This is a genomic window from Endozoicomonas sp. G2_1 (assembly GCF_017744155.1).
GTDB lineage: Bacteria > Pseudomonadota > Gammaproteobacteria > Enterobacterales > Alteromonadaceae > JAGHQT01.
In genome coordinates, this window is the sequence record NZ_JAGHQT010000013.1 from 74,294 (window position 1) to 101,200 (window position 26,907).

Annotated in this window: 24 protein-coding genes and 1 other RNA gene; 9 read left to right on the forward strand and 16 right to left on the reverse strand. The window is 42.3% G+C overall.

Features of this window, described 5'->3' with window-relative positions:
* Positions 1 to 202: 202 nt before the first annotated feature.
* Both J7384_RS14100 and J7384_RS14105 read right to left on the reverse strand, forming a co-directional pair.
* Positions 203 to 1,504, reverse strand: a complete 1,302-nt coding sequence (locus J7384_RS14100; RefSeq protein ID WP_209115061.1) for a putative 2OG-Fe(II) oxygenase — start codon at positions 1,502 to 1,504, stop codon at positions 203 to 205.
* A gap of 172 nt (positions 1,505 to 1,676) precedes the next feature.
* A complete protein-coding gene (locus J7384_RS14105) occupies positions 1,677 to 4,700 on the reverse strand; it encodes a TonB-dependent receptor (protein WP_209115063.1) in 3,024 nt (1,007 codons plus the stop codon).
* Positions 4,701 to 5,212: 512 nt separating this feature from the next.
* On the opposite strand from J7384_RS14105, the gene J7384_RS14110 reads away from it, so the two are divergent.
* The 3 genes from J7384_RS14110 to J7384_RS14120 all read left to right on the forward strand — a co-directional run bounded on the left by J7384_RS14110 (position 5,213) and on the right by J7384_RS14120 (position 6,958).
* Positions 5,213 to 5,977 (forward strand): TSUP family transporter, encoded by a 765-nt coding sequence (locus J7384_RS14110; RefSeq protein ID WP_209115065.1) that lies wholly within the window; start codon positions 5,213 to 5,215, stop codon positions 5,975 to 5,977.
* A gap of 21 nt (positions 5,978 to 5,998) precedes the next feature.
* Complete coding sequence (gene priC / locus J7384_RS14115) at positions 5,999 to 6,631, forward strand: primosomal replication protein PriC (RefSeq protein WP_209115067.1); 633 nt, start codon at positions 5,999 to 6,001, stop codon at positions 6,629 to 6,631.
* Positions 6,632 to 6,694: 63 nt separating this feature from the next.
* A complete protein-coding gene (locus J7384_RS14120) occupies positions 6,695 to 6,958 on the forward strand; it encodes a late competence development ComFB family protein (RefSeq protein ID WP_209115069.1) in 264 nt (87 codons plus the stop codon).
* A 32-nt stretch (positions 6,959 to 6,990) separates the two neighbouring features.
* Here the strand turns inward: J7384_RS14120 and ffs are convergent.
* The 12 genes from ffs to pspA all read right to left on the reverse strand — a co-directional run bounded on the left by ffs (position 6,991) and on the right by pspA (position 17,714).
* Positions 6,991 to 7,087: signal recognition particle sRNA small type (ffs, locus tag J7384_RS14125), an RNA gene on the reverse strand.
* A gap of 148 nt (positions 7,088 to 7,235) precedes the next feature.
* The gene (locus J7384_RS14130) at positions 7,236 to 8,114 is read right to left on the reverse strand and encodes a DUF3014 domain-containing protein (protein ID WP_209115071.1); all 879 of its coding nucleotides are present in this window, start codon (positions 8,112 to 8,114) and stop codon (positions 7,236 to 7,238) included.
* A 270-nt stretch (positions 8,115 to 8,384) separates the two neighbouring features.
* A complete protein-coding gene (gene maiA, locus J7384_RS14135) occupies positions 8,385 to 9,026 on the reverse strand; it encodes a maleylacetoacetate isomerase (RefSeq protein WP_209115073.1) in 642 nt (213 codons plus the stop codon).
* A gap of 28 nt (positions 9,027 to 9,054) precedes the next feature.
* A complete protein-coding gene (locus J7384_RS14140) occupies positions 9,055 to 10,041 on the reverse strand; it encodes a fumarylacetoacetate hydrolase family protein (RefSeq protein ID WP_209115074.1) in 987 nt (328 codons plus the stop codon).
* A 282-nt stretch (positions 10,042 to 10,323) separates the two neighbouring features.
* Positions 10,324 to 11,877, reverse strand: coding sequence for a transcriptional regulator TyrR (gene tyrR / locus J7384_RS14145; protein WP_209115075.1), 1,554 nt, complete (start codon positions 11,875 to 11,877; stop codon positions 10,324 to 10,326).
* A 127-nt stretch (positions 11,878 to 12,004) separates the two neighbouring features.
* Positions 12,005 to 12,355 (reverse strand): 4a-hydroxytetrahydrobiopterin dehydratase, encoded by a 351-nt coding sequence (locus J7384_RS14150; RefSeq protein ID WP_209115076.1) that lies wholly within the window; start codon positions 12,353 to 12,355, stop codon positions 12,005 to 12,007.
* A gap of 26 nt (positions 12,356 to 12,381) precedes the next feature.
* Positions 12,382 to 13,203: a phenylalanine 4-monooxygenase gene (phhA, locus tag J7384_RS14155; RefSeq protein ID WP_209115077.1), complete on the reverse strand. Its 822-nt coding sequence runs from the start codon at positions 13,201 to 13,203 to the stop codon at positions 12,382 to 12,384.
* A 291-nt stretch (positions 13,204 to 13,494) separates the two neighbouring features.
* Positions 13,495 to 14,628 carry a TIGR01620 family protein gene (locus tag J7384_RS14160; protein ID WP_209115078.1) on the reverse strand — a complete coding sequence of 378 codons (1,134 nt, stop codon included), beginning with the start codon at positions 14,626 to 14,628 and terminating at the stop codon, positions 13,495 to 13,497.
* Positions 14,625 to 16,079, reverse strand: a complete 1,455-nt coding sequence (locus J7384_RS14165) for a YcjX family protein (RefSeq protein WP_209115080.1) — start codon at positions 16,077 to 16,079, stop codon at positions 14,625 to 14,627. The genes J7384_RS14160 and J7384_RS14165 overlap by 4 nt, the downstream gene beginning before the upstream one ends.
* 201 nt (positions 16,080 to 16,280) lie before the next feature.
* A complete protein-coding gene (pspC, locus tag J7384_RS14170) occupies positions 16,281 to 16,721 on the reverse strand; it encodes an envelope stress response membrane protein PspC (RefSeq protein WP_209115082.1) in 441 nt (146 codons plus the stop codon).
* Entirely contained in the window at positions 16,718 to 16,945 is a 228-nt protein-coding gene (gene pspB, locus J7384_RS14175) for an envelope stress response membrane protein PspB (RefSeq protein ID WP_348523876.1), read from the reverse strand. The genes pspC and pspB overlap by 4 nt, the downstream gene beginning before the upstream one ends.
* 94 nt (positions 16,946 to 17,039) lie before the next feature.
* The gene (gene pspA / locus J7384_RS14180) at positions 17,040 to 17,714 is read right to left on the reverse strand and encodes a phage shock protein PspA (protein ID WP_209115084.1); all 675 of its coding nucleotides are present in this window, start codon (positions 17,712 to 17,714) and stop codon (positions 17,040 to 17,042) included.
* 186 nt (positions 17,715 to 17,900) lie between these two features.
* Here pspA and pspF point away from each other — a divergent pair, with 186 nt between their 5' ends.
* The 6 genes from pspF to J7384_RS14210 all read left to right on the forward strand — a co-directional run bounded on the left by pspF (position 17,901) and on the right by J7384_RS14210 (position 24,398).
* The gene (gene pspF, locus J7384_RS14185; RefSeq protein ID WP_209115085.1) at positions 17,901 to 19,022 is read left to right on the forward strand and encodes a phage shock protein operon transcriptional activator; all 1,122 of its coding nucleotides are present in this window, start codon (positions 17,901 to 17,903) and stop codon (positions 19,020 to 19,022) included.
* A 61-nt stretch (positions 19,023 to 19,083) separates the two neighbouring features.
* Entirely contained in the window at positions 19,084 to 20,706 is a 1,623-nt protein-coding gene (locus J7384_RS14190) for an ABC transporter substrate-binding protein (RefSeq protein ID WP_209115087.1), read from the forward strand.
* Complete coding sequence (locus tag J7384_RS14195) at positions 20,706 to 21,734, forward strand: ABC transporter permease (protein ID WP_209115089.1); 1,029 nt, start codon at positions 20,706 to 20,708, stop codon at positions 21,732 to 21,734. The genes J7384_RS14190 and J7384_RS14195 overlap by 1 nt, the downstream gene beginning before the upstream one ends.
* Positions 21,724 to 22,620, forward strand: a complete 897-nt coding sequence (locus tag J7384_RS14200; RefSeq protein ID WP_209115091.1) for an ABC transporter permease subunit — start codon at positions 21,724 to 21,726, stop codon at positions 22,618 to 22,620. The genes J7384_RS14195 and J7384_RS14200 overlap by 11 nt, the downstream gene beginning before the upstream one ends.
* Complete coding sequence (locus J7384_RS14205; RefSeq protein ID WP_209115093.1) at positions 22,617 to 23,609, forward strand: oligopeptide/dipeptide ABC transporter ATP-binding protein; 993 nt, start codon at positions 22,617 to 22,619, stop codon at positions 23,607 to 23,609. The genes J7384_RS14200 and J7384_RS14205 overlap by 4 nt, the downstream gene beginning before the upstream one ends.
* Complete coding sequence (locus J7384_RS14210) at positions 23,610 to 24,398, forward strand: ATP-binding cassette domain-containing protein (protein ID WP_209115095.1); 789 nt, start codon at positions 23,610 to 23,612, stop codon at positions 24,396 to 24,398.
* A gap of 154 nt (positions 24,399 to 24,552) precedes the next feature.
* Here J7384_RS14210 and J7384_RS14215 read toward each other — a convergent pair whose 3' ends face one another.
* Both J7384_RS14215 and J7384_RS14220 read right to left on the reverse strand, forming a co-directional pair.
* Complete coding sequence (locus J7384_RS14215) at positions 24,553 to 26,466, reverse strand: SurA N-terminal domain-containing protein (protein WP_209115097.1); 1,914 nt, start codon at positions 26,464 to 26,466, stop codon at positions 24,553 to 24,555.
* A gap of 349 nt (positions 26,467 to 26,815) precedes the next feature.
* Positions 26,816 to 26,907 (reverse strand): integrase core domain-containing protein (locus J7384_RS14220; RefSeq protein WP_209114217.1); only part of this gene is annotated, 92 nt, incomplete at its 5' end.

Genomic DNA, 26,907 nt, shown 5'->3' on the forward strand with positions numbered 1-26,907 from the left:
TTTATTACTATACTGCGAAGCGTACGTCCTTTATGAGATATATTTATCTAACTCCGTGAATATTGCTCAAAAAGTAATAAAACCACCTCTCCTTTTATATAAAAAGAATTGATAATGACTTTTTACTAATTCATTCGTACTAAGTCAAATTTAATCGATAAAAATTTGTAGTTTTATTAGAGCAATCAACCTAAAACAACTACTAAGAAACAAAGTCAGCAGCTATCGTTATCCTCTCATCATTACCAGTAAATGGAACAGTACCATGCCACATATAAGAAGGAAAAATAACTATATGCCCTCTCTTTGGCTCGACAAAATACTCGGGCTCTAAACTAGGCTTACAAACTGGGCCAGGCTGTCCCAACTGCAGCCATCCGCCGTGATTTTTGTTTTTAATACTAGACGGCAGTTTTATGTGGCATGCAGAAGACAACCAGCCTTCTTGATGAACATGGTTTACGTGAAAACCTGAGTTATACAACTTTACAGACCACGCCGAATGGAGCTTAGCAGTACCTGTGCTTTTTGATTTTAAGTAGCCATCTGTTAATTTTAACTTTGAAATGAACTGATTCATGGGCTCAGTTACTGCTTCTTTATACGCTTTAAGTATCTGAGAACTAGATAGATGAATGGAAGGTACTTGGCTGCCATGTCTAACAGATAAATGAAAAGGGTGAGTCTTGTAATTATGTTTTTTAACAAGCTCGCATTCGAGATCATCGATGTAGTTTTCCAGCGAACTCCAGCCTTTTGGAACCCCCAAAGGAAATTGATGGACCAAATTCTTATAGTCGTAGTACTTTTGATAATTTGAATTGCCCGTTATTCGCCAACACGTTGCCCTTAGAGCAATTAAATGCTGGTTATCTGGATAACGATGAGCTGCGTGGTCGGCCACCTGCATGGCAACCTCAACGTGGCCTAGCGCCAATAAACAATTGATGTAGTGTATTAAGCACTGTAAATCATTTGAAACTTTTTTAATGCAGTCATTTGAATGCAACAAGGCCTCTTCAAAACGGCCAGTCAACAGTGCCGCCTTGCTCAAATAAAACTTAACTAATATTTCACTACTAATGAAATCATAACAATGCTTAATTCTTTGATACTGTTCTTCTAAGCGCCCCATTTGCCCACAGATATCTGCGAGCAATAAAACTAATGAGACTTCTTTAGGATATTGTTTTATCGAATGCTCAAGTTTAGCAACCGATTGACTAAAATCTTTAGATAACATCCAGATCTGTTGAGCAAGTTCTTTATGTGCATCCGTGTTAAGTGGGTCCAATGATAGAACTTTTAAATATGCCTTTTCAGCTCGCTCGAAAAAAGCTAGTTGACTCGCAGCTCTAGCCAAAACCAGCCAAGGCTCAGGCTTTGAATCTAACCCGATATCAATTGCTTTAGAAGCGAACTCTAATGACGCTTCAAAGTCACCTTCATCTCCTAAAGCTGCGGCTAAGTTGTGCATTGCAAAAACGTGCTGAGGTTGTTCCATCAACAATTCTTGCAATAAAATTATCGCTCTAGTGTTATCACCAACCTTCCTATGACTAAGCGCCTGCTCAAATAAACGGTTCTTTACCATTGCCACTAAACTCAATTATTTAATTTTTTATAAATAAAAAAGCCACCGTAAAGGTGGCTTCTAAAACAGTCAACTAAGACAATTAAAAGTTTACAGTTGCACCAACGAAGATAAATCTACCTGCTGCGTCGTAAACACCTGCTACAGTGTTAGCTTCAACGTTAACACCTGATGCTGGACCAAAAGTAGTAACTACCGGTGGATCATTGTCAAGAACGTTGTTAACACCTGCACGTAACTGAACAGACTCTGTCAGTTGATAGAATACTGTCAAATCTAAGTAGTTTTCAGATTCTACACTTTCATCAATTGAACGGTCACCGTCTTGAACAGCTGTAGTAATGCTACCATCTTGACCAAAACCACTGTTTACAGTACCTGCAAGGTTAGTAGAACCAACGTGACGCCATACTAATGAAGCACTTAAGTCTTCAATTGGAGTATTCCAAGTAGTCACGAAGTTATGACGGTACTCTGGGTTAACGTCACCACAACCGTTACCGTAGAAACCAGCACAATCAAATGATGGAGTACCTGGTAAAGAAGTCTCTTCAATAGACGTCAAGTATGTTGAGTTGTAGTTAAATGTAAACTCACCAAATTCACCTTCTAATGAGTAGATGATTTGGAAATCGATACCTGTTGTAGCAAATTCAGCAATATTCTGGTTACTTGCTTCAATAAACGCTTGCTCACGAGGGAAGAACGTTAAAGAACCATCAGGACCACGAGTAATTAAAGAACAGAACTCTGGGCTGCCATTTGTAATACACTGGTTTAGAGTTACAGCCGCAGGAACAGTATCGATAGCGTTTTCTAATGTGATATCGAAGTAGTCAACTGAAACTGATAAGTTATCAACAAAGCTAGGCTGATAAACAACACCTAAAGTGTAAGTATCTGATTCTTCAGGCTCAAGATTTGGGTTACCACCAGTTAGTAAGTTCAACTGACCTGAATCTGGCGGAACATTACCGAATAAAGCTGCCGATAGACCAGTATTAGCACACTGAGCTTGAGTTGCACTTGGTGTACTACCAGCACAAGGATCGCTTAAGCTAGATAAGTTAGTGTTTTGAGGTGCAAATAACTCGTTGATGTTAGGTGCACGAACAGCTCTTTGGAACTGAGCACGAACACGTACATCTTCATAAGGTACCCAAGCTAAACCAAAGGCCCAAGTATCCGTATCGAATTCACCACCAACAGTTCTGTTAAGGTTGTTTGTAGACTCGTAATCAGAGTAACGGTATGCAGTTGTCAAGTTCAACTGTTCTACGCCTGTAACACCTGAAACTAAAGGAACTTGAGCTTCAAAGAAGAATTCTGTTACGCGTGTTTCTGCATTTACAGGAGTAGTAGCACCACCGGCACCTACTAAGTTACCTGCAGCGGCAATACCATCAGCTTGTTGGAACAACTCATCACGGCGCCATTCAAAACCAGCGATAACGCTAATGCCTTCGTCAGCTAGAGGGCTTTTCACGTTAAACTCTGTTAAATCACCACCGATGGTACCGCCAACGATAGTCTGCTTACCTGTACCTGATGTTAATGTAGGAGTATCGACATAAGCTGCTAAGCCCGGATCAGACGTAAGACCATTTTGATAAGCTGATACAAATGGGATACAGTTTGGATCTGTACCGTCAACAACTGAGCGACAAACAGGGTTACCAGTAGTTGGATCAGCTACGATATCAAGTGCACGTGTCAAGTTATCTAAAGTTACTTGGTTAAATTGAACACGTTGTAAACGAGTTTCAGAATACTGAGCGAAAACGTCCCAATCAAATGTATCGTCAATTACACCACGAACACCCATTACTGAACGGAAGTTAGTACGAGTTCTATCATCCGTACGAGGACCACCTTCAACGAAACGACGACGAATTTGCGCTTGAGCAAAGCCATTTTCGTCTACACGATCAGAGAATTGACCATTGATATCTGGAGTACCACAAATAACATTACGAGTCTCTGGAGTTAACACTGGGTTGTTACAGTTAACGCGGTTAATAGTAGAACCAAATGCTGCAGATGGTGCAATTACTTGAGGAGATTGTGATGTTGTAAAACCAAAATCCATATAACTAGTTACTTCGTCAGCTAAATCATAGTAGCCTGAGAAACCAATATTGAAACGCTCAACAGCACGTCTAATTGGGTTAAATGGGTTAAAGTTGAACGGATTATTAAAGCCTTCAGTTAAAGTGTCATCTTGGCCAAGAGAATAACCTGTTCCGTCAACTACGAATGTAGTAGGGAATGGACCTTGGTTTGAACCTAAACATACTAGTTGATCATCACCAGTTGGGAAGGTCGCACATTGAGAGAAGTCACGATCACCTTGTTGAACACCGTTACTCTTTGAGTAGTTCAAATAAGCAGTTACGTTACCACGACCATCAGCAGTCGATGAACCCATTAATAAGTTCAACTGGAATGTATCATTGTCAGTAACACTACCACGTTGTGGTGTTTGGTTTACTGCTTCTAATGCGTCACGGAATAATGCTGAGTTATTATCAGACTGGTTAAAGCCGTATTGAAAGTCAACTTCAACACCTTCAAAGTCTTTACGAGTAATAAAGTTAACAACACCAGAAATAGCATCAGAACCATATACGGCTGAAGCACCACCAGTTACAACGTCAACACGTTCAACCATTTGAGGTGCAACCAAGTTCAAATCTTGAGCAAAAGTTGCTAAAGGACCACCTGGCGGTAGACGCTTACCGTCAACTAGAACTAAAGTACGAGTACTACCTAAGCCACGCAAGTTAGCTGTTGATGTACCTGTAGCACCGTTAGCAAAAGCTGTTGTTTGATCAGCAAAAAACGATGGTAAAGTGTTAAGTAAGTCAACTGCGTCAGTTGTACCGCGAATGTCGAACAATTCCGCTTCAACAGTAACTACTGGACTTGATGACTCAACATTAGGGTTCAAGATACGAGAACCTGTGACCGCAATGCGTTCTACTGATTCTTCTGACTCAGCTTCCTGAGCTAGTGCTGCAGTGCTCGGTAAAGCAAAAGCTGTAGCAGTTACACCAGCAGCAACTGCTAAGCGTATAGCTCTTGTAAGCTTATTATTTTGATACATATATACTCCCTGGATCACTTTCGTGAATCTAGTTTTAAAATTCGAAGCTATATTGCCTCGTTGTTTTAATACAATTTGGTCTGAGACCTAATCTGTCGACATTGATATTAAACGCTTTGGCGCACAAGGGTCAATAGCATTTATGACAAAACTGAAACACCCGTTACATTTTGAAATACTCAGCCAATAGTAAACATCCCTTCCCCAAATCAAAATAAAACGATAAAAAACAGAAACTTAAGACATACCACAACAACAATGCTGAAGTTATCATTCACCAAGCGCAAAACAGGAAAGCACAATAAAAACCTTTTATAACAAGTACATAAACAACAAGAACACAAATATTTAACATTTTTAACGTTTTGCAATTTTGTAAACAATAAGTGACGAAAAATCAGACACTAGGATAACATTTGGAATATTCTATAAATAATTCGCATGCTCATGTGAGAGCTATACGTGATAGAATATTGTTTTTGATTAAGAGATAACCGAGTTTGGAGCCATTGTTGTTAGACCCCTCAGTTTGGGTGTTGCTTTGTACAATAGGCTTTGTTGCCGGATTTATCGATGCTATTGCCGGTGGTGGAGGTATGTTAACTGTACCAGCTCTGCTGGCCGCAGGACTCCCTCCCCATATTGCACTCGGTACTAACAAACTCGCAGCATCTTTTGGTTCCTTTACTGCGTCAGTTACTTTTTATCGGAAACGACTCTTTAATCCCAGGTTTTGGTATCTTTCACTGATCGCCACCGCAATAGGTGCGGTATCTGGGACATTGCTTGTTAGTTATATATCAACAGACTTCCTAGAGAAAATCTTACCCATATTAATCTTGGTTACTGCAGTATATACGTTGCTGTCGAAAACAGTAGTGAGTATATGTAACAAGTTACCACCTAACACTGTTTCTCTAAAGGCTAAACAGGTGAGCCAAGGTATCATACTTGGCTTTTACGATGGCGTCGCCGGACCAGGAACCGGAGCGTTTTGGTTAGCGAGTTCAAATTTTTTATACAAAATTAACATTTTATTAAGTAGCGGCTTAGCTAAGTCCAATAACTTCATTAGTAATCTATGTTCGCTAGTGACTTTTGCTTACTTAGGCTATGTCAACCCGTTGATCGGTGTCTCGATGGGGCTTTGCATTATGTTAGGCGCCTGGTTTGGTGCGCACTCAGCAATTAAATATGGTAACCAGTTTATAAAACCAATATTTATTAGTGTTGTCATCGCTTTATCCTGCTATCTTGGCTATCAATCTTGGTTTTAATGTCATCCCCCTATATTGCTAATGCTCGCCAATTCTCTAGAACGACTAACATCGATAATCCACGAACTTGATCAACAAGCAAAACAACTGGATAAGCAAAACAGTCAGCAAAAAGTCCTTAAGCAGCTCAGTGACAATGCTCTGTTCTCAAGTAATTTGTTTTATTTTCAAGGTGATCGTCTGTCGGGCTACACACAAGAGCTACTGAAACGCGTTAAAGAAATCCAAAAGCATTTAGCATATAACAACAACCTTGTTGCACACCAACTTATCACTAACATAGAGCAGCAAATTAGCGCGCTCCTCAACGCCTTTGGTGCGAATAATATCCGGGTAAAGTCTGCAACATTTGAGCAAAAACAGCGGCAACATCGCTACAACAAAAATAGCAAACAAGCTAACAAACATCAGCAAGCAGTGTCAGCAGTTTTAGAACCAATTCAGTCACTTTATCAAAAGCTTTCTGAGTACCACGGCTTCGAGCAAAGACTCGCCGTTATGATCGCAGAACGTGAACAAGCAAGAGCACAACAAGGCATCAGTAGTGAGCAGTTATCACAAGAAATACTCGCCCTACATCAAAGACTGGGCCGCTGTCGAAAAGCAATTACTCAAGTAGAACAACAAATAGCGTTAGCGGAAAAACAAAGATAGCGCTATTATTGAAAACTCTATTAGATAACTTGTCATTTCATTACCAATAAACAAGGAATCCTGATGAAAATATCTGATGATATTCATAACTACTATGAAAAATTAGTGATGCAGCATTTTATCAAGCTCAAACTCGACAGCCGTTATGACAACGATTTTATTGCTGATTTGACTTGTGTAGTGTTAAATCAATTACCAGCCCGTTACATTCGTCACGAAGTAGACATGGCATTTTACTTACCCGCTTCAGAACGTTTTGAAATGGAAACCAAGGTACAAGAAGCCGTTGCAAAAGCGCTAGAGTTTATGACGAGTAAAGCAGAATAAGAAAAAAATATGAAGAACTGATTGGGTGGCAACCCAATCAGCCACACCCCGGCACATGAGTCGTCTGCTACAGTTGCTTCCTTCCGGACCTGGCTGGGTTTACAGAGTATCATTGCGAGGGGACCAAAAGGGTCACCATAATAAAACTGCTAATCAATTTGGCGTAAAGCCTCCTCATTTAGCGAGCAGGATTATCACTAAAACGAGAAGACGTTGCAAGTAATAGTTTTACTTGCTAGTTTAACTGCCGTTTTTTTATTCGCTTAGCAAGAATAAATTAATTTAACTCGCTGTTTCTGCGTGCTAACTTGTCATTAATTTCTAACAATACCGATTTAATCACGAGCAGGTTATCTTTACCTATCCGAAGCAATAATTTGTCGGCATCCGTCAAAGCTTCAAGAGCAGGGTCTTGATACTGATACATAACGCTTGGCCGGGTCAGTTTAGGTGGCGCTTTGGGTATTTCCATGTCCAATACTCGGGTAATCGCCAATTGTAGAACCTCAGTAAAGTCTTCGTCGGGGTAGCCCAACTCGCCATATGCTTGATCAATTAATGGTTTAGCTTCTACATACCATTGCACTAGTGCTTCGCTATCAATCGAACGCAATAAGTCAACATATAAGCTGAACCGACGAGCGACACCTTCGTCCCACTGCCATGTTGGCTTTACTTGCCCTTGTTCTGGTGGCAATTCAGTCGCGCTGAAACGAGTATTAGGTTGTACAAATGGGCTGTGCTGATAGGCCAAATTACCTTGAGCAAAGTTGTCGGTAAACACAACAAAGCGGCGAATAATATCGTCTGTAATGACTAATTTTAAGAGTTCTTTACGCCAAGTCATCTCTGGTAAGCGAAGTTCAAACCAACCATCACTTTCGTCAAGGGTTGGTAAACTTGGTTGCTCCGGTTCAACTTCTTCAACAGCCTCGGTTTCAATCTCTTCAACTGGCTCAACAACCTCTTCTATAGGCTCAATAATCTCTGGCTCGGGTGGCAAAACCTCGGGTTCTTCAACGTTTACTATTGGTGCTGGCTCAGGGGCAACATCAGACTCTTGCTCCAAACTCAAATAAGCCAGCCCTAGCGAAAATAACGTGACAGCAATAACAATAATTACGATCCAAGGAGTTGCTTTACCTTCAGCCTTCATAATGCTCCAAAAATAATTTGAAAAAATAACGTTGAATTACAGAGTATATTTAACTGCATCAGACCGTCAAAGGAAAGAAAAGTTTCTAAATATTACGCTTTGATACAAGACTTTAGCGAGGAAGCAAACAGCGATGACAAATACCAATGGAAAATCGACCGTCAACGCCAACGGTTCGCTACAGGGACGTTTTAAATTAACTATTAACGTGAGCAACTAGGCAACCAATTCAAGATTCATTGCCGAACAATAGCAATATCCTTGGCGATACTAAACAGCGTCAGGCTGCTGCTCAGGCTGCGCCTGAATGAATGCAGGTAAGCTATTACAACGTTCAACAATATCAGTAATTAATGGAAAATCAACAAGTTCAACGCCAAAACGATTGGCGTTGTATATTTGCGGCACTAAACACAAATCAACCAGCGTAATATCATCACCAAAGCAGTATTGGCCAGAATACTTTTCAAGTTGACGCTCCAATGCTTCAAAGCCATTGGACATCCAGTGTTTAAACCAAGCTTGCTTCGCCTCTTGGCCAGCGCCGAGTTCTCGAGCTAAGTATTGCTGCACCCTAAGGTTATTAATCGGATGAACCTCACATGCAATATCCATCGCCATAGCCTTAACTAACATTTTATCTTGCAAGTTTTTAGGATACAGCGATGGTGTTGGTGCTAGTGCCTCTAGGTAGTCAATAATGGCAAGCGATTGGTTAAGCGCAAAATCACCATCGAGTAAAGTAGGTACGAGCGCTGCCGGATTCATTTGTCGATATTGGTCTGAGCGTTGCTGACCGCCATCTTTGATCAAGTTTACCGGCACTGATTCAAACTCAAGGCCCTTGTGATGGAGCGCAATGCGCACGCGGTAAGCCGCTGATGAGCGCCAATAAGTGTATAGCTTGAGCATAGAATCTCCCCTGCTTTGTCACCCAAAGTTATTTTTTGTATTCAACAACGGTTTGATCGATTCGGCCAAAAATACTGCTGCCTTGTTGGTCGAACATTTCGATCGTTACCTTGTCACCAAAACGCATAAATGGCGTACTAGGTTTGCCGTCAGCGATAATTTCTAACATCCGCTTTTCCGCTAAGCAGCTTGAGCCCGCGCTGCGGTCATAGTTAGAAATTGTCCCTGAACCGACAATACATCCTGCACTCAATGGTCGGGTTTTGGCGGCATGAGCAACAATGGTTGGAAAATCAAAGGTCATGTCGACACCACAGTTGGGTTGGCCAAATAATTCGTCGTTTAAGTGGGTCGTTAATGGTAGATGAAGCTTACTGCCATCCCAAGCTTCGCCAAGCTCGTCAGGAGTCACTGCAACTGGAGAAAATGCACTCGATGGCTTACTTGAGAAAAAGCCAAAGCCTTTTGCTAGCTCGCCCGGTATCAAATTGCGCAGGGAGACATCATTAACCAGCATCAACAGTTTAATATGCTGACCTGCTTGTTCGGGATCAGTACCCATAGGCACATCATCAGTGATAACCGCGACTTCTGACTCAAAATCAATGCCGAAGTCTTCACTTGCAACAGGAATGTCGTCACGAGGGCCAATAAAAGCGTCTGAGCCGCCTTGATACATCAAAGGATCAGTCCAAAAGCTTTCGGGCATTTCGGCATTGCGAGCTTTGCGCACAAGTTCAACATGGTTAACATAGGCACTACCATCTGCCCACTGATATGCACGAGGCAATGGTGATTCACATTGAGTTTGCGAAAACGCAATGGCGGCTGGCACATCGCCTTTATTCAAAGCATCATAAACTTCTGTTAGCGCTGGTAAAACTGCTGTCCAATTATCTAGTGCACTTTGCAAAGTTGTTGCAATGTCTTCAACGGTAACCGCTGTTTTTAGGTCTCTGCTGACGACAACTAACTGACCATCTCGAGTATTGTTTTTTAGCGTAGCTAACTTCATGACTTCCCCTTGTGCTCTTTCATTGTCGACGCTAAAAAGTCGTCCAGATTATGGACGCTAAGCTTAGCGCGGTTACTAAGAGCTAGAAATTTGATGTATTAATCTCGCAACATTAACAAATTTACTCGACAAAAATAAAAAATCGCTTGTCAGCTAATCATTTATAAACCACAAAAATGTTTATTCTTGTTTACATTATTGGCCTTGATTATTTGACTAATAAATCATCACACAGGCTACCGGCTTTGATAACCTGTGGCATTGAGACAAATACGGATGTAATTATATTTTTACAGTCTTTTTATTAATGTTGTATTCCCGAAGTTTGTTGGCTATTGCGGTATGACTCAGACCGAGCTTTTTTGCCAACTGGCGTGTGCTTGGATAAGCAGGATAAAGTTTGCGCAACAGGTCGGCTTCAAAACCTTTTACCGCCGACTCCAACGTCCCTTCAAATTCTTGCTCGAGGTAACCGTATTCTCTTGTATAAGCTGGTAATTGTAAATTCTCAACTTCAACAGAATCACCTTCCATTAACGACACCGCGCGAATCAAAACATTTTCAAGCTGACGGACATTTCCCGGCCAAGGATAATGCTCAATAAAATCGCGACAATCATCAGACAGATTGACATGGTGTTTACCAATTTTTTGCGCTGCTTTGACGATAAAATACTCAGCAAGAGGAATAATATCTGAACGACGTTCTCGCAATGACGGTACATTTAGGCCTAAAACATTGAGACGGTAATACAAGTCTTCGCGAAACTCACCCTGCGAAACCATATTGAGTAAGTCTTTATTAGTTGAGCACATAATGCGAACATTGACTTTAACTTCTTGTTCGCTGTCAACTCGTCTAAAACTACCGTCTTGAATAACGCGCAACAATTTAGTTTGCAGTTTCGCCGACATTTCACCCACTTCATCGAGAAATAAGGTGCCGCCGTCGGCTTGCTCAAAAAGTCCTCGTTTAGCTGACTCATCATTCTGACCACCTAAACCAAACAATTCAGTCTCTGCCGCGTCGTCCGGTAAAGAAGCACAATTAAGTGTTAAAAACGGCTTTTCTGAACGCTCACTGGCATCATGACAAGAGCGCGCGAGCAGCTCTTTACCTGTGCCAGTTTCACCAACAATCAAAATTGCCGAGTCGATAATCGCCATGCGCTTGGCTTCACGTACCACTTTACGCATTGTACCGCTGGTTGCTTGAATACCTGCGAAGCTATTATTAGCAGAACGCTTAAAAGCATTGACTTGCTGGCCTAGTCGCGCTTCTGATTTTAAGATCAAGACCGCGCCAGCTAGCAGTTTTTCACCACTTTCGTCGGGGACGTGAATTGGAATAATATCGGCAAGGAAGTCTTCGTCGTGAAATTTAAGACGCCTGGTTTGTGCCAGTACTTCTTTGCTGTCTAACCAGCGATTAAAGTTAAACCCTTTGAGCCAGTTACTGACACTTTCACCAACAATATTGGCCTCTTGTCCGCCCATTAGCGAGACGGCAATATCATTAACAATCCGGATATTGCCCTTTAGGTCAATTGATAAAAACGGATCTGGAAAGGTTTTGATCAAAGTCGACAGTTCGTTGCGCTCGCGCTCCGATGGCATAAAAGGCGTTGTTTTTACATCAATAACCCCTTCTATTAATCGCAACTGTGGCATAAAACTCTGTAATTCAGAAAACTCCATATCCGGAATATGGACAAAAATTTGCCCCTTTTCGATAACAGTATCGATACCCTTTAAGTTAATCTGGTGTGCTACAAATACACCAAGTACCGCTTCAGCAACCCCCACACGGTCTTCACAACCAATTTCTAAACGCATATTCATTATTCTTGTTATTGGACTAATGGTGCTATTGTAAAATAATTTTTACAATAAAAAAGCCCCCTTAAGTAGGAGGCTTGTTAACAGTTGTAACAAACAGTTTCAAACAGTCAGGGTAAGTTCATTAGTCGTCGAGCTGTTGGTCGGTTTTAGCAGCGCAAATAAAATCGTTGCGGTGTAAACCTCTAATAGCATGTGTCCACCAGGTAACGGTCACTTTGCCCCACTCAAGTAAAATCGCTGGATGGTGAAATTCTTGTTCCGCCAATTCAGATACCTTGTTAGCAAATGCCCAAGCAAGCTTATAGTTTTTAAAGGTATAGACTCGCTCTAGCATCATAACGCCATCGCGAACTTCTGGCACCCAATCGGGGATTTGAGCTAATAACTCAGGTAATTCCTGCTCACTCACTTGAGGAGCCCCCACTTGGCAAGCTTCGCAGGCTTGTTGTGCTAACGCTGTTTCATTTGTCATTGTCGTTATTCCTCTAATTTTTGTTATTAACTTGCTAATTTGGCAGTTTTGGCCGGAAACTTTGCTTCAAAAAGGCCAAGCGATTTTGCTTGGTCAACAAACGCCATGATTTCTTCTACTTCAAATTCACGAATTTTGTCTAAATCACTGACCTTTTCCAGCATGTAGTAAACCGGCTGCATAATATCAATGCGATAAGGTGTTCTCAGCACATCTAAAATATTAGTGGGTTGTAACGTTTTACGTTCAACACCTTGGTCATTGAGAGCGTATTCTGTCTCTTTCGGTGACGATAAAATGCCGCCGCCGTATATACGCAAACCATCAGCAGTATTAAGTAAGCCAAATTCAACGGTAAACCAATACAAACGCGCGAGAAACACCCGTTGTTCTTTACTCGCGTTTAGCCCCATCTTACCGTAAGCCTCAGTGTAATTGGCAAATGATGTATTAGTTAACAACGGGCAATGACCAAAAATTTCGTGAAAAATATCAGGCTCTTGTAAATAATCAAACTCTTCTCTAGTTCTGATAAAAGTTGCCACTGGAAACTTCTTTTCAGACAACAAACGGAAAAACTCACCAAAACCAATTAACGCCGGCACTGGATGACACTGCCAACCGGTTTCTCGTTTTAGCACTGCACTCACTTCTGGTAGTTGCGGCACTCGATCGGTTGGTAAGTTTAATTTTTCTAGGCCTTCAAAATACTCATCACACGCTTTACCTTCGATACACTTTAATTGTCTCGTAATCAGCTCATGCCAAATTTGGTTTTCTTCATCACTCCAAGCAATGACACCATTTTGATCTGGTTGCTTAGAAACGTACTGACTTGATTTAGCCATATTCAATTCTCTTCTCGCTAACGCGTCACCACTATTTTAATTTTTATTGTACTAGTGACGCTAATGACCCCTTTGGATTTCATATTAAGTGAAGCGCGAAAAAAAAAGCAGCCTCAACAGGCTGCTTAAAAAGCAAACAACAACCATAACTGTAAAATTAAAATTACAGCTAGTTGTAAACTGTCGCTTTTCATGGATGGTCATTAAGCAATCAAATGTATCAAACTGATATTGATTAAACTTCGCGTACATATTGAGCGATAGTCTTTACCATGCACTAAGATTATTTATCTATTTACTGCTAATAAGTTGCTTTGCTTGGCTGATAATCGAGCGACGAATGTCTTTTAACTTCGGGGCTTGATCGTTAAATGGCATCGGTCGACATAGCGCAATGGTTTTTAAGCCCAACCGCGCGGTCAACAAGCCCGCTCCCATCCCTTGAGCCAGTCGGCCAGATAATTTACCGAGTAAATCTGCACCCAGTATATCGGCACCAAAGTCGGTGACCAGCTCACTGGCACCGGCATACACAATATTGGTTATCACTTGTTTCAACAATTTGATTCGACTCCAATAACCAAGCTTAAGGCCGTATAGTCCCGCAATTTTGTCGATTAACTTGAGGTTACGCCAACAAATTAACGCCATATCCAACAATGCTAGCGGACTCAAGGTGATTAACACCACCGACTCACTGGCTGACTTGGCAATTTCATCGAGCGCTTTTTGGTCAACTTGACTCAAGACCTGACTAGAATACAAGGTGAGTAACTCTTGATTGTTGTAGTTTTGTTCAGTAACTCCTTGCCAATGCGCGAGTGTTGACTCCGATAAATCACACGCTAGCTGCTCATTAATCGTTTGACAAAAATCAATCGCACTTTGGCGATCATCACTGTTTGTTAGCACTTGAATGTTGATGTGTTTTTCGTGCTGCTTACGCAATTGTTTGAGACCGAGATACTCTCTCAACAGACTAGCACCAGTCAGACTTAACACGACAATTAATAAAAGTGCATACAAGCTTGCAATAATCGGCGATTCACTGAAACCGGCAATAAAAAACTGGCCGATTTCTATCGCCAATATCACAACAACTAAGCTAGAGCACAAACGCCACAACCAAGACTTAGGACGACCTTTATTTAATTCACTAAAATCAACAGACGGGTTACTATCGCTTAGTTCAATCGCTTGATAGTCTTGGTTGCTAAAAAACACCTGCCCGTTATCTTGATTGTCTTGCTCAGGTATTTCTGTGGTTAACTCATCAAACAAAATTTGTTGTTGAAAGCCATCGTCAATCAACTCAGGTTCGGCAATAACCGCTTGCTGCTCGCTAGGCTTTAGCTCTGCTTGTTCAATTGATTGTTGAAGCTGTTGATTATCCGGGTCTAGCTGCTTTTTTTTATTTTTAGTCATGCCATCTTATCTCCAATCAAAAACTGCAGTGCTTGGTCGACCCTGATATGGGGTAATGTCTGTTGCGGTGAAATTGAGGTTTGTGGTGCAAAGCTAACATAGTTAAAACTATTATCTTGCCACTGCTCAGCACTTGGCAACTGTCCTGGTACTGTGCCTGGAAATAAGGTAATTAACTTGTCATCGGTTATTCTTCGTCCTTGTAATACCGGGACTTGCTTGCCCTGATACTGACTTTTACCCGCCTTAGTGGTGTTCACCGAAGCGAGCGCGATGGTCTCTGTCTCAATACCTTGGTATTGCAACTCTTGCTTAGTGCTATGAACTAATTGCCCTAATAACTGAGTTAACGGTTGGTGCTGCTCCGGGGTAATGTGATCAGCCTTGGTTGCGGCAAACAACAGCTTATCGATTTTAGGCGCAAACAAACGAGACAGAATATTCGACTTGCCGTAGCGAAAGCTTGTCAGAACCAAATTAGTCGCATCTTGCAAATCAGCAAAACTGTGCTGACCTTGGTTTAGTGGCGTGAGACAATCGGCAAGCACTATTTGTCGGTCAAAATGTTTAAAGTAATCTTGATAGAAACGTTTGACGACGCGCTCTTTATATTCGATAAACCTCGCCCTAAGCATGCCAATATTAGTGGTCGAGGCGGCATTTTGATATTCATTACCATCTATACGCTCAAAACTAGGGTAAGGAAAAAACTGAAGTAACGGCGCACCACTGAGTTCTCCCGGTAAAATAAAGCGCCCCGGCTGAATAACCGATAAGCCAAGCTGTTCTCGATAATAGTGCAGCAATTCAGTGTATTCGCCAGCTAGCTCAGCTAATAGGCTGTCATCTGCTTCAGCAAATGGCTCAATGGATTTAACTTTATCTAAAAACGGCTTGGCTCGCTCCGCTCTTGGTTCCTTTTCCAGCAGTGTCAGCATGTGACCTGACCACTCCTCATAGGTTTGCTCAAGCATAGGTAAATCCAATAACCATTCCCCCGGATAATCGGTAATGTTGAGGTACAAGGTCGTCATATCCGCTGCATACTTAAGCAGTGACTGCTGAGGCTGATAACGAATAGCTAACTTTATCTGACTTATCCCCTTGGTTGGTGTTGGCCACTGAGGTGGGTGCTCGGTAAATGATGATAACGCCCCTTGATAGTCAAACCTTGGAATGTGAAGCTCGTGCTGTGCCACTCGCTTAGCGGCAATAAATCGTTGCTGATATACCGGTTCAAAAAAAGCTAATTGCGACTGTTTGTTGTGATTGACCAATTGATTGACCAAGGAGGTAATAAAAGCGGTTTTGCCGCTGCGACTCAACCCCGTAACGGCCAACGTGACGTGTTGATCGAGTGCTTTGGTCAGTAGGCCGTTAGCCTGTTGCTTGAGGCTCGACAACGACTCAGTTAAGACATTCGAACGGCTGCTTTTTTTTGAGAACTTCATAATATCCAAAAGGTTAGTCAATTCCTGTGTTAATAAAACCATCTTATACCGTAGTGTTCAGCATCGGCAAATAATAAAACCAATCCCAGCGAAATAATGCATTGATAAGAGTTAAGACAAAATAAAAGCGGCTAAGCCGCTTTTATATCATTGCCCATCACTGGCAAAACTGAGTCCATTAAAAATAATGACTTTTGTTAGCTACAGTCGGTTAATTTCCCTTGAAACGGTAAACTCAGGCGATGTCACATAGCGCTCCATACTTTGCAGTTGACTCTCCAACGACTGAAACTTACGGCGAATATCGTGAAAAGCTTGTCTAGGTGGCTCACCTGCTTGCCAAATGCGCGCTTTTACTTTAATCGGCTCGTCTGCCGCGGTATTAACCGCTTGCGCAGAAGTTTCATTTGCTTGTCCGTGAACTGCATTGTGAGCCGCGTTAACTGGCTGCTTATCCAAAATAAACCAACCGGCAATATAAATCACGATAAACCAAGCCATCCCTAGCAATACGCCCGAAACAACTAAAATGCGGACTAACCATGCTTCCCAGCCGAAATACTCCGCGACGCCGGCACAAACACCGGCTACCTTGCCCTTGTTGGGGATGCGATATAATTCTCGATTGCGACGACTTTTCATGCCTGATTTCTCCACTCTGGTGCTTCGGCATCTAAAATTGCTTCCAAGGTTTTAATGCGCTCAGACATTTTATCTGCCAATTCCGATAATTCAGATAACTGAATGTACTCTTCTTCGGTTAAGCCCTGACTCACTTGGCGTTTACTGCGATAGTGTAAAATCAACCAGATGGGGGCAACTAGTACCATAAAGATGATTACTGGTGCGACGATAATTTCTTCCACAATATGACTCCTTCGGTGCAACTGGTCAGCAATTGCAAACTCACTCGTTTAAATTTTATAGTTATTGAACTCAGCGGTGTTTAAACACAAATTGCTATTTTGCGTCTGAGCCTTTTTTATCTAGTTTAGCCTTTAATTGTGCCAATTCATCATCGATTTGCTCATCGGCTTCTAAATCGGCAATTTCATCGGCGAGCGATTTGCTGCCCAAATCATAAGACTCAACTTGCGCTTCAATGTCGTCAATTTTGCGCTCATAGCGATCAAATTTGCTCATTGCATCGTTAATTTTCTCGCTGTGAATATTGTGCTTAACCTTTAAGCGAGAGCTCGCCGTGTTTTCACGCATCAAAATCGCTTTTTGGCGCGCTTTAGCATCGGCTAGCTTTTCTTGTAATTGCGCAATTTCGTCTTGCAACTTGCTAATGTGCTCTTCAACGTTATCTAACTCTTGCTGCAAAGACTCAGCGTTTTCAGCACACTTTTTCTTTTCAAGTAATGCTGCTCTAGCTAAATCTTCGCGTCCTTTGCTCAACGCAAGTTCTGCTTTTTCCTGCCATTGGTTAGCATCCTGCTCTAGTCGGCGTACTTGACGCTCCAAATCCTTTTTATCTGCCAAGGTTTTAGCTGATGAAGAACGCACTTCAACTAAGGTGTCTTCCATTTCCTGAATGATCAAACGCACCATTTTTGCTGGATCTTCAGCCTTATCAAGTAAGCTGTTAATATTCGAATTGATAATATCGGTAAACCTAGAAAAAACGCCCATAATAGTTACCTCTTGTGATAAATGAACTTTTGCTGACAATCACTATTCACAATTTGCGCCAACTTACAAAAAACACTTAACCTGTTGTATTTTAATAAAATAATTATTTTTATAAAAAACCTTCTTTCTTGACGAATAATAAAATAGACTAGTTATTAGTGAAATAAACCACTTATTAGGTTAACCATGGCGAGATTTAACCAGCAAGATAATTTAATTGGACAATCAAATAGTTTTTTAGAAGTACTTGAGCAAATATCTCAAATCGCTCCACTGTCAAAGCCAGTATTAATTATTGGCGAACGCGGAACGGGTAAAGAATTGGTTGCTGCTCGACTGCACTATCTGTCAAAGCGTTGGGATCAAAACTACCTTAAATTAAACTGCGCTGCGCTAAATGAAAACTTACTGGAAAGTGAATTATTCGGCTACGAGAGCGGTGCTTTTACCGGCGCCAACAAACGCCATGAGGGCCGTTTTGAACGGGCAAGCCAAGGGACATTATTCCTCGATGAAATTGCTAACACTTCGGGATTAATTCAAGAAAAGTTACTGCGAGTGGTCGAATACGGCGAATTCGAGCGCGTTGGTGGTTCTCGCACCATCAAAACCGATGCTAGGTTGATTGCCGCAACCAATGAAGACTTACCGAGCATGGCTGAAAACGGCGAGTTTAGAGCAGATTTACTCGACCGACTCGCCTTTGATGTTATCACCTTGCCGCCACTTAGAGAACGACTTGAAGACATTGTTATGTTGGCGGAACACTTCGCCATTAATATGGCGCGAGAGCTTGAGTTTGAACTGTTTAGTGGCTTCACTGAAAAAGCCAAACGCACGTTAATGGAATACCACTGGCCCGGTAATATTCGCGAACTAAAAAACGTCGTAGAGCGCAGTGTCTATCGCTGTAATAACCCACATTTACCGGTTCATGAACTCGTGCTGGACCCGTTTGAGTCACCTTATCGGCCAAGCGCTCGCGTCAAAACACAAGATAGAATTATCGAACCTGTACAGCAGTCAAAATCGGCCAGTAGTCAGCAAACTGACAGCAGCCTACAAGGTGCTGATATAGTTGAGCAAACTCAACAAAATATTGTCCAAAGTAATATTCAATCTCAACAATTTCCAGTATCATTAAAAGGCTTGTCACAGCAGTATGAAATTGACTTGTTAAAGTCTGCTCTGGCTGCTTGTCAGTACAACCAAAAGAAAACAGCAGATGCGCTAGAGCTCACTTACCATCAGCTCAGAGGCTACTTAAAGAAGTATAACTTACTCGACTCAAGTAGCGATGAGGTATAATTGAACTAGCACGTCATCGCTCAGCAAATAAAATTGAGTAAACAAAAACAGAGATAGCGCAGTGAAATTTAGTTTTTCATCACGACATATCATCAATTACAGCTTGCTCGCGGTAATTTTTCTCTCTGGCTGTGACACCAGTGAAACTGCGCTATTAACCGAAAAAAGTATTATCTATTGCTCGGAAGGCTCGCCTGAGAGTTTTAACCCTCAAACGGTGACGTCCGGTACAACCATCGATGCGACAGCATACCAACTTTACAATCGCCTGCTCAGTTTTGACAGCCAAGATAACTCTCTGATTCCAGAATTAGCCAAATCCTGGCATATCACCAGAGATGGCACGAAAGTTACCTTTTATTTGCGCAAAGACGTTCAATTTCACGACACAGATTACTTTACGCCAACCCGGGTACTCAATGCCGATGACGTTATCTTTAGTTTTGAACGAATTTTAGAACAAGACCACCCTTACCACGAAGTTTCAGGTGGTCGATATCCGTTTTTTAATAACAACAACTTTGCGTCAATCGTTGAGCGTATCGAAAAAATTAACGACTTCACGATTCGCTTTCACCTGACAGGCCCTAACAAAGGCTTTTTGTCGAGTTTGGCGACAGATTACGCCGTGATACTCTCGGCTGAGTACGCCGACCAACTAGCACTGCAATCAAGTGAACAAAATATCGATATTTATCCAATAGGTACCGGGCCATTCAAATTTCAAGAGTATCGAGCTGGCTCCTTTATTCGTTATTATCGTCATCAAGATTACTGGCAATCGCCAGCCCTCATTCAACAGCTATTATTTGATATTACGCCCAATAACACCGGTCGTTTAACAAAGCTGCTGGCTAGCGAATGTGACATTGTCGCCTACCCAATAGCCCATCAAACAATTGATCAGCACCCTGCTTTAAGTCTCGACCAAGTCACTGCCTACAACGTTGCCTATTTTGGTTTTAACACCCAGAAGCCGCCATTTGATAATAAATTAGTGCGCCAAGCAGTTGCCTATGCTATCAACAAAGACGCGATTATGGATGCCGTGTACTACGGTCAGGCGGAACGCGCCAAGTCACTATTGCCACCATCGGCATGGGATTACGAACAAAGCGTTAATCAAATTGATTATTCAATTGCCAAAGCACAAGAATTATTAGCTGAAGCTGGCATTGAGCCGGGTTCGCTTACAATTGATATTTGGGCAATGCCCGTGCAACGAGCCTACAACCCAGACGCGGTTACCATGGCAAAATTGATTCAAGCGGACTTACAAAATATTGGCATTAATTCCAATATTGTTAGTTACGAATGGGCAACTTTTTTAAAACGGCTATCCAACGGCGAACACCAATCAGTACTTATTGGTTGGACTGCCGATTACGCTGACCCAGATAACTTTTTTACCCCATTACTAAGCTGCTCATCGGCGCGCACTGGTACCAACCGCGCCTTGTGGTGCAATGATGAATTTGATCAATTACTCGCCGATGCTCTGGCAACATCGAGCAGCGAGCAGCGTCGTGCTTACTATCAGCAAGCGATTGAATTAATTGCCCAAGAAGTGCCGCTTGTTCCTATCGCTCACTCTAAGCGCTTTCAAGCACGTTCGAGTAGCGTGCAAGGTTTAGTGCTAGATCCATTTGGTGGTATTGATTTTACCAAGGTAACGAAAAACTAATGCTGTTATTTTTTGTTCGTCGTCTTAGCCTGTTTTTGTTTACCATGTTGTTATTAACATGGTTTGCTTTTAGCCTTGCTCACTTATTTCCTGGTGATCCACTGATTAACTTGACCGGACAAGTCAATGCCAACCCGGAGCAATTAATTGCCTTAGGTCAGCAGTATCACACCGAAGATCACATGATTTTCCAATATTTTTCTTACCTTGAGCACATTATCAGTGGTGACTTAGGGCTCTCAATGGCAAGCCAATTACCTATTGCTAGTGAATTAGCCAACCTGTTACCAGCAACCATTGAGCTCAGTATTGTCGCTTTAGCCATTGCCATGATAACCGGTGTCCCGATAGGCTTTGTTGCCGCAATCTATCACAAGCGAAAAGTTGACGACGTGATTCTCACGTTTTCGATGATAGGTTATTCTATCCCTATTTTTTGGCTCGGTTTACTAGCTGTATTGATCTTTTCAATAGAACTGGGATGGTTGCCATCAGCTGGTCAACTCAGCTTAATTTACGAGATTGACCACGTCACAGGCTTTTTGATTATTGATATTTTACTCAGTGACAACACCTATAAATGGCAAGCATTTGCCGACGCTACTGCCCATATTATTTTACCCGCTTGTGTAGTCGCACTGGCACCGGCGACCATTTTTATTCGCTTAGCGCGTACGACTATGCTGGAGATATTAGAGACTAGCTATATCAAAGCAGCCAAGGCTAAAGGCCTGAGCTTTAGGCAAATTATCTATCGTCACGCGGTTCGCAACGCCATGATACAAGTCGTCAGGCATGTTGGATTGCAGTTTGCGAGCTTAATGACCTTAGCCATGGTTACCGAGGTTATTTTTAGCTGGCCAGGCATTGGCCGCTGGCTTATCGACAGCATTTATCAACGCGACTACACCGCCATTCAAAACGGCTTACTGGTATTGTCAATTTTCATCTTTATCGTCCACATTATTACCGATTTGACTTACGCGGGACTGAACCCTTTGGCTAGGGAGCGCTCTTATGGCTCGTGATAAAATTTATCAGGAAGAAGAATTCCCATCGCCGATTCAGCAACTATGGCAAAGCTTTAGAGAAACCCCCGTTGTTATGGTTGGGTTTTGTTGTTTTGTGTTTCTGGTTGCACTGGCGTTGTTTTCGCCAATTATTACACCCTACTCCTCAATTGAGAATCACCTTGATAGCTTGTTAGTGCCTCCAGCCTGGGACGACAAGGGCAATGTCAGCTTTTTACTCGGTACCGACAACTTGGGACGAGACATGCTGTCACGTCTTATTCACGGTGCTTCACTGACCTTTGGCAGCAGCTTTATCGTGGTTATTATTTCACTGTTTTTAGGCGTCATTATCGGTTCACTGGCAGCACTAACCAAAGGCTTGAAATCGAGCTTTCTAAATCATTTTCTCGATGTCGTTTTATCGATTCCATCACTGCTCTTTGCCATCGTTATCGTCGCGATTCTCGGCCCGGGTCTTGAAAATACCCTATTTGCCATTACCGTGGTATTAATTCCGCAATTTGTTCACGTTACTCGCAACGCCATTAGTGAAGAATTTGATAAAGACTATGTACTGGCATCGCGTTTAGACGGCGCCAGTAAATACCGCATTTTGATTTACTCTATCTTTCCCAATATTATCGACAAGATTATTCGTCAAGCGACATTAGCACAATCGGCCGCCATTTTAGATATTGCCGCTTTGGGCTTTCTTGGCTTAGGAGCGCCTATTCCGCTACCTGAGTGGGGTGCGATGCTCGCCAATGGTATCGACTTGTTTTACATTGCCCCTTGGACAGTTTATTTGCCGGGGCTGGCGATATTGTTTTCTGTCATCGCTACTAATCTAGTCGGTGAAGGTATGCGTCACGCTGTTAGAGCCCGTAAGGAGTATCAATGAACCTACTTGATATTCGCAACTTATCAATAGAGTTAATTGGCCAAAAACACGATATTCTCGCTGTTGACCGGGTTAGCTTGACCATGAAAGAAGGTGAAGTGCGCGGCTTAGTCGGCGAGTCGGGTTCGGGTAAGTCACTGCTCGCTCAAGCCATTATCGGTGTACTTGACGAAAGCCGGTGGCGCGTCCACGCCGATCGGTTTCATTGGCGTGGTCAAGACTTATTGCGCCTGCCAATTGAAGAGCGCAAGGCGATTATTTCAAAAGATGTCGCCATGATTTTTCAAGAGCCTATTGCTTGTCTTGATCCAACAACGACAATTGGCGAGCAACTAGAAGAAGCGGTGCCAGAGTCTATGCTTTATGGCTTTTTCTGGCAAAAGCGACAGCAGCGCAAAAAAGCCGTGATTAAGTTGCTACACCGCGTTGGTATTAAACAGCACACCATGTGTATTAACAGCTATCCTCATCAGCTTACCGAAGCTTTGTGTCAACGGGTGATGATCGCGATTGCACTAGCACGCAGACCAATATTACTGATTGCAGATGAGCCAACTGCGGCCATGGAAAGTACTAACCAAGGACAAATATTTCGGTTGTTAGCCAGCTTAAATCAGCTGAAAAACATGTCGATACTATTGATTAGTCATGACCTAGAAAATGTCACCCACTGGACGCACACAATTACCGTAATGTACAGCGGTCAATTCGTCGAAGCAGGCACCACCAAGCAGATTTTTACTAAGCCGTATCACCCGTATACGCAAGCACTGCTCGACAGCAGTCCGAAAGCTAATATGCACTTGCCGGCAAAGGCGCGCTTGATGACATTACCCGGTAGTATTCCTATCTTGCAACACTTACCAATTGGTTGTCGCTTAGGCCCACGCTGCCCAAGAGCGCAAAAACAATGCGTTAACGCGCCTAAGGTTAAAAACTATCACGGCCACCAAGTTAGCTGTCACTTCTCGCTCAAGGATCTTTACTAAATGGCAAAGTTATTAGAAGTTAGTAATTTGAGTAAAGCCTACAAGTTGCCAGGTTACTTTTTTAATCGCAAAATTTGCAACGCCCTTGAGCCTTTGTCATTCAATTTACAAGCCTATAAGACACTAGCAGTTGTTGGCGAAATGGGCTCGGGCAAGTCAACGCTTGCGAAACTGTTAGTCGGTGCTGAAAAACCGACAACAGGGAAAATCAAGCTAAATGGTCAAACCCTTGAAGCGGGTAACTTTGGCCAACGCTGTCAGCATATTAGAATGATATTTCAAGACTCTGGCACGACACTAAACCCGAGCTTAACCATCAAACAAATTCTCGATGAAACGGTAAAACTCAATACCGACTTAGATACTATGGAGCGTATCCAGTTAATTAGAGCGACATTACAAAAAGTCGGACTATTGCCAGATCATATGAATTTTTACCCCCACATGCTTTCAGGGGGGCAAAAACAAAGGGTTTCATTAGCACGTGCTATAATTCTCGAACCTCAGGTGGTGATTCTAGATGAAGCACTTGCCGCCTTAGATCCATCACTGCGCTCGCAAATGATTAACCTATTACTCGATTTACAAGAGCAAATGGGGTTGGCTTTTGTCTTAATCTCCCATAATTTGGGCATCGTACGCCATTTCAGCGACGAAATGATGGTGCTTTACCACGGGCAAGTCATTGAATACGGTGACACCCAAACCATCTTAAAAGCACCTAAACACAAGTACACACAAAAGCTGATTTTGAGTCAAAGCTTCCAAGATAAAGCGCTGAGCAACTAATCATTTAAAGTAAGTAAAGAAAAACACTTGAATAGCTAGCAGCAAAACTAATTCAATAAAACTGATTCCGCAAAACTAGGAATTAAAAAAGCCCGCTTATTGCGAGCTTTTTTATTCGAACTAACTTGGGTTTAACATTAACAGTTACCGAACCTTAAAACGGCGTGTTAGTGCTCTGTTCAATTAAACTCTTACGCGTTATTTTGGCATCGGCTTTTAGTGACTCAATGTAAGCGCCATAGCTCGCTTGTGCCAACTGAGAGGCTTGTTGCTGACTCAAATTAGGATCGGCTAGGTCACTGCCCTGAGTTACTGCGGTAACTTCAACTAAAGCAATATCACCATTGGTTAGCGCCACCGTCGCGACCGAGACAGCGCCATCTACCGGATGCGGCAAGACGAAGGCTTCTTGACTGATATTGCGGTCTACGTCACCACCAAAGCGCGTTAAACCAGTCTTTTCAACAAAGCTAGCGTTATTTGCTGCCAATTCACTCGTAATATCGCCACCTGATTTGCGCGTTGCCAGTAGCTTGTCTGCAAGTGCTTGTGCTTGCGCTGAAGCTTTGTCAGCGGTCAACGCTTGTTTAATACCCGCTTCCACTTCTGCTAATGGCTTAGTGTTTGCTGCTTTGTATTCATTTAAGCGAACAACCATAACAAGGTCGTCGTTCACTTCAATAATATCTGAATTAACGTTGTCGTTAAGGACTAAATCTGAGAATGCTGCGTCAACTAAACTATTGTTATCAAACGGGGCAAGATTACCACCACGAGTTAACCATGCAGATGTTTGTACTTGACCATTAACAACACCAGCAGCATCTTCAAGGCTATCAGGAAACTCGAAGCTTACGCGAGCAAGTTCTTGCTGTAATTCAAAGAATTTGTCGCGGGCTTGGTCTTGGCTTAATTGAACCATTAACTCAGCTTTAGCGTCTTCAAATGATTGCACTTGCTCTGCTTTAAAGTCGGTTAACTTAATAATATGGAAGCCAAAGTCAGAACGAACGACGTCACTAAGTTGTCCTGCTTGATTCAATGCTAAAGCTGCTTGCTCAAAACTTGGATCCATAACACCAAGTTCCAACCAATCTAAATCGCCACCGTTTTCGGCACTGACCACATCAGCTGAAAACTCAGCCGCTAACTCAGCGAAGTCTTCACCTTGATTAAGGCGGTTCAATAAATCTTGAGCTTGTTGTTCAGCTGCAGCTTCGTCGTCGTTAAATTCAAGTAAAATGTGAGCTACACGACGCTGAGCATCGGTGCGAAAGCTCGCTTCGTTTTGCTCATAAAAAGCTTGCGCGTCTGCTTCAGTAATATCAATTGTTTTGGCAATATCAGCAACGTCTAGCGCTACGTAATCAACCTTAACACGCTCAGGGTTCTGGTAACGAGCTTCGTTGTCTTGGTAGTACTGATTAACTTCTTCATCGGTTAGTTCAACACCGGCTTTAAACTGCTCAGCTGAAATCGTGGCAAAGCGAATATCGCGGGTTTGATTGCGCAAAGCCGCTAATTGACTCGCTTGATAAGGTAGGCTAAATTCACTACCGACAATCGCTTGAGTCAGTAAACGGCGAGCCATTTCAACGCGCATGTAGTCGCGGAAACTCGACGATTGATAAAAACCAGCTTGATTGATTAAAGCGATATAGCGATTGTTGTCGAAAACACCATCCACTTGGAATTCTGGCATTTCGCGAATAGTTTTCTTAATGCGCTCATCTGAAATGCGAATCGCCAAGGCATCAGCATTTTGATCTAGTAACTTTTCATTGATCAAGTTATCTAACACGTTTTGACGTAAGCTTGCTAAGTAAGTGCCGTCTGACGCTAACGTTTCAAACATTTCGCCAAACTGTTGCGCCAATCGATTGCGCTGCGCTTGATACGCTTGCTCAAATGCCTGTTGAGAGATTTTGTCGCCATTAACTTCTGCTACAGAGGTATCTACCGTACTGGTATAACTACCAACACCAGCAACAGCAAAGGTTAAGATTATCAAGCCGAGAATAATCTTGGCCGTTACCCCCTGTGAATTTTCACGAATATTTTCTAACATCTTTTTCTCTTTATCGACTGCTTCTCAATATGTACAGTGATGTACTTTCCATCTGTTACCTCATTTTGGCAGTGCAAAGTCTATTTGCTCGTTTGCCACAATAGGTAAAACCTTGATATTTGACCGGCTATACTAGCCGAAGGCATAGCAAAAAGAAACAGTTTGAGGCCAAATTACGCGCTATTTTGCCAACCATTTCGACCTTGCTAAACAATTGTCTCAGCCGCAAGTTTAAACGCTTAAAAATCATACTAACAAGAACAACTCATTCTGGTTTTACGCTGTAAATATTACAAAACTCAAACGTTATTGAGGTGTGTTGTCCTAGTATAGGTTGACACTATTTACGCTAAAACGCTCGATGTACTTCATCGGGCGTTTTGTATTTTAAGGCCATGTGTGGCCTTCGTTGATTATAGATAACAACTGATTCCTCGACCA

Coding starts and splice junctions, on each gene's coding strand:
- J7384_RS14100 (WP_209115061.1), bottom strand. CDS start 1,504: ATGGAACAACCTCAGCACGTTTTTGCAATGCACAACTTAGCCGCAGCT.
- J7384_RS14105 (WP_209115063.1), bottom strand. CDS start 4,700: ATGTATCAAAATAATAAGCTTACAAGAGCTATACGCTTAGCAGTTGCT.
- priC (WP_209115067.1), top strand. CDS start 5,999: ATGCTCGCCAATTCTCTAGAACGACTAACATCGATAATCCACGAACTT.
- J7384_RS14120 (WP_209115069.1), top strand. CDS start 6,695: ATGAAAATATCTGATGATATTCATAACTACTATGAAAAATTAGTGATG.
- J7384_RS14130 (WP_209115071.1), bottom strand. CDS start 8,114: ATGAAGGCTGAAGGTAAAGCAACTCCTTGGATCGTAATTATTGTTATT.
- maiA (WP_209115073.1), bottom strand. CDS start 9,026: ATGCTCAAGCTATACACTTATTGGCGCTCATCAGCGGCTTACCGCGTG.
- J7384_RS14140 (WP_209115074.1), bottom strand. CDS start 10,041: ATGAAGTTAGCTACGCTAAAAAACAATACTCGAGATGGTCAGTTAGTT.
- tyrR (WP_209115075.1), bottom strand. CDS start 11,877: ATGCGTTTAGAAATTGGTTGTGAAGACCGTGTGGGGGTTGCTGAAGCG.
- J7384_RS14150 (WP_209115076.1), bottom strand. CDS start 12,355: ATGACAAATGAAACAGCGTTAGCACAACAAGCCTGCGAAGCTTGCCAA.
- phhA (WP_209115077.1), bottom strand. CDS start 13,203: ATGGCTAAATCAAGTCAGTACGTTTCTAAGCAACCAGATCAAAATGGT.
- J7384_RS14160 (WP_209115078.1), bottom strand. CDS start 14,628: ATGACTAAAAATAAAAAAAAGCAGCTAGACCCGGATAATCAACAGCTT.
- J7384_RS14165 (WP_209115080.1), bottom strand. CDS start 16,079: ATGAAGTTCTCAAAAAAAAGCAGCCGTTCGAATGTCTTAACTGAGTCG.
- pspC (WP_209115082.1), bottom strand. CDS start 16,721: ATGAAAAGTCGTCGCAATCGAGAATTATATCGCATCCCCAACAAGGGC.
- pspA (WP_209115084.1), bottom strand. CDS start 17,714: ATGGGCGTTTTTTCTAGGTTTACCGATATTATCAATTCGAATATTAAC.
- pspF (WP_209115085.1), top strand. CDS start 17,901: ATGGCGAGATTTAACCAGCAAGATAATTTAATTGGACAATCAAATAGT.
- J7384_RS14195 (WP_209115089.1), top strand. CDS start 20,706: ATGCTGTTATTTTTTGTTCGTCGTCTTAGCCTGTTTTTGTTTACCATG.
- J7384_RS14200 (WP_209115091.1), top strand. CDS start 21,724: ATGGCTCGTGATAAAATTTATCAGGAAGAAGAATTCCCATCGCCGATT.
- J7384_RS14205 (WP_209115093.1), top strand. CDS start 22,617: ATGAACCTACTTGATATTCGCAACTTATCAATAGAGTTAATTGGCCAA.
- J7384_RS14210 (WP_209115095.1), top strand. CDS start 23,610: ATGGCAAAGTTATTAGAAGTTAGTAATTTGAGTAAAGCCTACAAGTTG.
- J7384_RS14215 (WP_209115097.1), bottom strand. CDS start 26,466: ATGTTAGAAAATATTCGTGAAAATTCACAGGGGGTAACGGCCAAGATT.